The following is a 5,230-nucleotide window of genomic DNA, read 5'->3' on the forward strand; positions in this document are numbered from 1 at the left end:
TTTGAAATTGTATTTCAAAATAATACGCTTTCAACGGATGATGAAATCATTCAAGACAATGGGTTATCTATTGTTGAACTTACCGATGGAAATGTACAATTCACTATTAAAAACAGTAATCTAACTATAGATACAGTAACAATTTTTGACCTTCAAGGCCGATTAATCTATGATTTGGAAGGAGATAGTTCTATTGAAATTTATAATCTATCTAACCTAGGGACTTCTGCTTATATTGCTAAAGTGCTATTATCTAACGGACAAACTGTAACTCAAAAGTCAATTAAAAAATAAGACTATTTTATAAGCTCATTTAGTTTCTCATAAATTAAATGAGATTCCCATCCGCGATACAGTAAATAATCTACAACTTTCTTTTTCTTTTTATAGATGTTAGATTCTTTAACTTGAGCGATTCTTTTTAAAGTCAATTCATGTAAGGTTGAATGGTACTCCTCTAAGTCTATCTCTTTAAGCGCAATATCAATACTATATTTTGAGATTTGCCGATATTTTAATTCTCTAACAATTCTATTTTTACCCCATTTTTTAATTTTAAACTTTCCTCTTGCAAATGCTTTTGCAAAGCGTTCTTCATTTAAATAATTGTTAGTAATTAAATGCACAATGATATTGTCTATAGCTTCAGGAATCATACGCATCTGTAACAATTTATCTTTCACTTCTTTATGACATCGCTCTTGATAAGCACAATAATTTTCTAATACTTTTTGCGCTTCATCGACAGAATATGTTTTTTGTAGATTCATACTGTAAAATTAGTTTCAAAATTTTAATAAAACATTAAGAAAGTTATATATTGTATCGTCTTTTAAGAAAAAAATTAGATTAATAGCACGCTTTCCATCCTATGACAAAAAAATACTCCCTCGTATTTATACTATTTTTCTGTTCATTTTTCTTCGGATTTGGGCAAATAATTACTTTTGATTTTAATGGACTAGCTGGAAATGAAATTTCTGCCAATTCAAATTTTAATGATCCAAATCTAAATATCTCTACGATTTCTAGAGGTTCTGGATTAACAGCATCAAATAATGGTAATAGATTTAATGCTACTTCATGGGCTACTACTAATATTGCTAATGCCGTTGTTGGTAACGATTATATGGAGTTTATAATTATACCTAACGCATCGTTTTCATTCGATATTACTACTATAAATATTAATTTTCAAAGATCTGCTACTGGAACTAGTGGAATAGCTATAAGAAGTTCCATAGATAATTACGTCACAAATATTGATGGAGAAAAATCAATAATAGATAATACTGCGACACAAACATTTATATTTAATATAAACCAAACAAATAATACATCTCCTGTAATATATAGGCTTTACGGATGGGCAGAAGCGACAGGTGGTTCTGGTGGATTTGAAGGAGCAGGTAATGACATTATTGTAAATGGTTCTGTTAATTCATTATGCACACCTCCAGCAGATCCAACAGGAACAATCTCAGGGGTTACACCAGCTTGTGTGAATACAATTCTTAGTTATTCTGCCCCAAATGCAAATTTATATTGGCAAACTTCACCAACAGGTACATCTTTAGCAAACCCAACAACATCAACATTAAATGTCACATCTTCAGGGACATATTATGTTAGAGCTTTTAATGGTGTCTCTTGTTGGTCAATAAATAGTGTAAGCTATGATGTTTTAATAGATACTGTTGCTCCGGTTATAATAACACAACCAACAAGTCAAATTGTAATAGCACCTGATACAGCTAACTTTACTGTTATAGCTACAGATGCCATCTCTTACCAATGGGAAGTCTCTACTGATGGTGGTACGATATGGAATCCCGTTTCTACAGGAACTGGTGGTACAACAGATTCCTATACTACAATAGCCACTGATTCCAGTATAAGTGGAAATCAGTATAGATGTGTTATTACTAATGCCTGTGGTTTAACAACATCTAATGCAACAGTATTGACTGTTGAGACTTTGGCAGATGTTGTTATTTCAGAACTAATGTATAATACATCTGGAATTGATGATGAATGGATAGAAATATGCAATATATCTGGTAGCCCACAAGTTTTAAATAACTATACCATTAGAGTTGATGGTGCAATTGAATTTACATTCCCATCAAGTGGTATTGTAATTGCAGATGGTGACTGTATTACAATTAGTTTGGGTGATGGTGGAGGTACTGAATACAATCCTGGCTGTCCTTTTACTCCAGATTTTACTAATGGGTCTGGAACAGGTACTTTAGCAAATTCATCTAGAACAATTACATTAATTGCCACAAATAACAGTATTATTGATAGTGTAACTTATGATAACTCAGATGGCGCTGATGGAAATGGAGCCTCTTTACATGTTATTAATACTGCTTTAGATAATTCTAATACAAATGCTAATTGGTTAGAAGTCGCTACTGGTGGCTCTCCAGGGACAAATAGTTTAATATCACCATGTTCTGTTCCTGAAATACAGTTAGAAAATAGCTCTGGTGTTGATCAAGCATGTGGAACCTTCAATCTTAATTTTGGGCCTCAAGCTACAGGCTTCAATACAGATTTAACTTTTAATATTGTCAATGAAGGCGCCTTAGATTTAATTATTAGCTCATTTTCTATAACTGGAACTAATCCTGGTGACTTTAATATTATTTCGCCTTCTACTCTCCCTTTAACAATAATTCCGGGAAATACTGAAGTTGTAACTGTTCAATTTACGCCAATGACTATTGGAAATAGAACTGCTAATTTAATTATAAACAATAACGACTCTGATGAAGCCAGTTGTATAATATCATTAACAGGAAATGGTACAACTCCAACTCCTGAAATAAATGTTGAAGGAGATATAGGTACTTTTCCTAATATAACTAATGGAGATGTAACTCCAAGTTTCCTAGATAATACTCTTTTTTCAACTCAGTTTATAGGCAATTCACAAGAAAAAACATTTAGAATTCAAAATATAGGCACTGCAACTTTAAATATCTCTAATATAACTATTATAGGTGCAAACCCTGGAGATTTTACAATAAGCATGCCTCCAGTAAATACTATTACCCCTTCTGGAGTAAGTGTTTTTGAAGTCTCATTCTCTCCACTTCTACCAGGAGTACGAATAGCAGATATTTCAATTGCTAATGATGATACTGATGAAAATCCATATGTATTTAGAGTTCAAGGCACAGGAAATTGTGCTGCAAATGCTTTAACCATTTCGCCATCATCTGGTCCCGAAAATACAATTGTAACCATAACTGGAACAAATTTAAGTACTGCCACAGCTTCATTTAATGGAATAGCAGCTGTAGTAGATAATATTTCAAATACGCAAATGGAAGTTATTGTACCAGTAGGAGCTACTTCTGGGAATATAGAAATTATTGATAATACAGGTTGCCCAGGACAAACTCCGTTTACTGTAATTGATACCGTAATTAACGGTTGTGAAGGTGGCTCTAACTTATCCGAATTAATTATTAGTGAGGTTACTGACGCTACTTTTGGTAGTTTGAGTTATATAGAACTATACAATGCCACTGGTGCAAATATTGATTTATCTAATTATTCTATTAGGTTATATGCAGATGGTAGCACCTCGAGCTTTACTTCCCAGGCATTAAGTGGAACAATTAATGCTGGTGACACTTATATTATAACTATTGGAACATTTGGCGTGTTAGGTAATTCATTATGTTCTGTTGCTGGTGGTGATGGGTCTCTAGGTGATATTGTTAGTACAACATTAGTTGGTGTAAATGTAGGTGTTAATAACGATGATTATATAGGCTTATATAATTCCGGTACTTTGATTGATGAATTCGGCATATTTGGTGATGCCTCTTGGATGAGTACCACAATCGTTACTGGAGATAGAGGTTTTAATTTTAGAAGGTTAAATACTGCTGTTTCTCTGCCTTCTACTGCATTTAACACTAACGATTGGAATATTATTGATTGGGCTGGTTCAGGTTCAACTACGTGCGCATCTACTAATAATTATTCTGATATTGGTAGTTTTGATTATTCTGGAGCACCTCCGCCAATAATTACAGGGGTCTCATCAAATAATACAGCCTGTAATGAAGTTACACTTAGTGTTTCTGCTACAGAAGGTTTTGTTGGTGGTAATGGTTTAACATACCAATGGTATTTTTATAATCCTGATGATTTATCATCCCCAGAATGGAAAATCATTTCAGACAATACTATCTTTTCAAATTCAAATACACCTGACTTAATTATCAATGATTCAGTAACAGTTATTAATTATCAATTTTATTGTGAGGTAAGAGAAGATGATTCTTCTTGCTATTCGGCTTCTGAATCTATAAAAATTGGTGTCATTGAAGTCACATGGGATGGCACCAATTGGAATTGGTCTGACAGTACTCCTCAAGATACTCTGCCTACATCAACAAGTAATGTGATCATTGATGGAACTTATAATACTTCTATTAATGGCGGTAGTTTTTCGGCGTGCTCACTTACCGTAAATTCTGGAACGCTTACTATTTCTAATGGTAATTTTGTTGAAGTTATAAATGATGTTATTGTTAATGGTGGAAGAATTACTACAGAGACTCATGGTTCTTTTGTTCAACTTGGTGACAACATAAATGCTGGTAATTTTATTCTCGCAGGAGGAAATGCCAGTGTAAGTAAATTTACTGCTAGATTAACCAATTGGTTTGATTATACCTATTGGAGTTCCCCGGTTGAAAATGAAACTACTGATTCTGCCTTATTTCCAGCCAATCCAAGTTTTCGATTCTGGTTTAATGCTACCAACTTTATTGATGAAGATGGAGATGGTATTGACGATGATGATGCCAATGCATGGACTAGAGAAACAGGAAGTTTCCCTATGGCCCCAGGACAAGGATTTGCAGCCACACATAATGCCATAAATTTTATGTCTGATGTGGCTTATAACTATATTTTTAACGGCCCATATAACACAGGTGATATTACTTACCCTGTTGTGAATAATACAGCTAACTATCAATCTTTCCATTGGAATTTAATAGGCAATCCATATCCTTCTGCAATTGATACTAATCTCTTTTTTGCTACTAATTCTGCTGTTATAGAAGAAGTTGCTTATTTATGGTCTCACGTAAGACCTCCTCTAGGCACAAACCCTGGAAACGAAGTCTTAAACTTTAGTCAAAACGATTATATCACTATAAGCACTATGAGTGTTGCAGGTAATGGCACTGATATT

At 33.6% G+C, this 5,230-nt stretch carries 3 protein-coding genes; 2 read left to right on the forward strand and 1 reads right to left on the reverse strand.

Features of this window, described 5'->3' with window-relative positions:
* Positions 1–294 (forward strand): T9SS type A sorting domain-containing protein (locus K8Z87_RS13555; RefSeq protein ID WP_227478114.1); only part of this gene is annotated, 294 nt, incomplete at its 5' end.
* A gap of 2 nt (positions 295–296) precedes the next feature.
* On the opposite strand, the gene K8Z87_RS13560 is transcribed toward K8Z87_RS13555, so the two are convergent.
* Positions 297–770, reverse strand: a complete 474-nt coding sequence (locus K8Z87_RS13560) for a regulatory protein RecX (RefSeq protein WP_227478115.1) — start codon at positions 768–770, stop codon at positions 297–299.
* A 101-nt stretch (positions 771–871) separates the two neighbouring features.
* On the opposite strand from K8Z87_RS13560, the gene K8Z87_RS13565 reads away from it, so the two are divergent.
* On the forward strand, positions 872–5,230 hold a 4,359-nt coding region (locus K8Z87_RS13565; RefSeq protein WP_227478116.1), incomplete at its 3' end, for a beta strand repeat-containing protein.

Origin of the sequence: Winogradskyella immobilis, assembly GCF_021887715.1 — a bacterium.
In the GTDB taxonomy this organism is placed as follows: Bacteria; Bacteroidota; Bacteroidia; order Flavobacteriales; family Flavobacteriaceae; genus Winogradskyella; species Winogradskyella immobilis.

Bases quoted from the DNA above. Each gene is read 5' to 3' on its own strand.
- K8Z87_RS13560 (WP_227478115.1), bottom strand. From the start codon at position 770: ATGAATCTACAAAAAACATATTCTGTCGATGAAGCGCAAAAAGTATTA.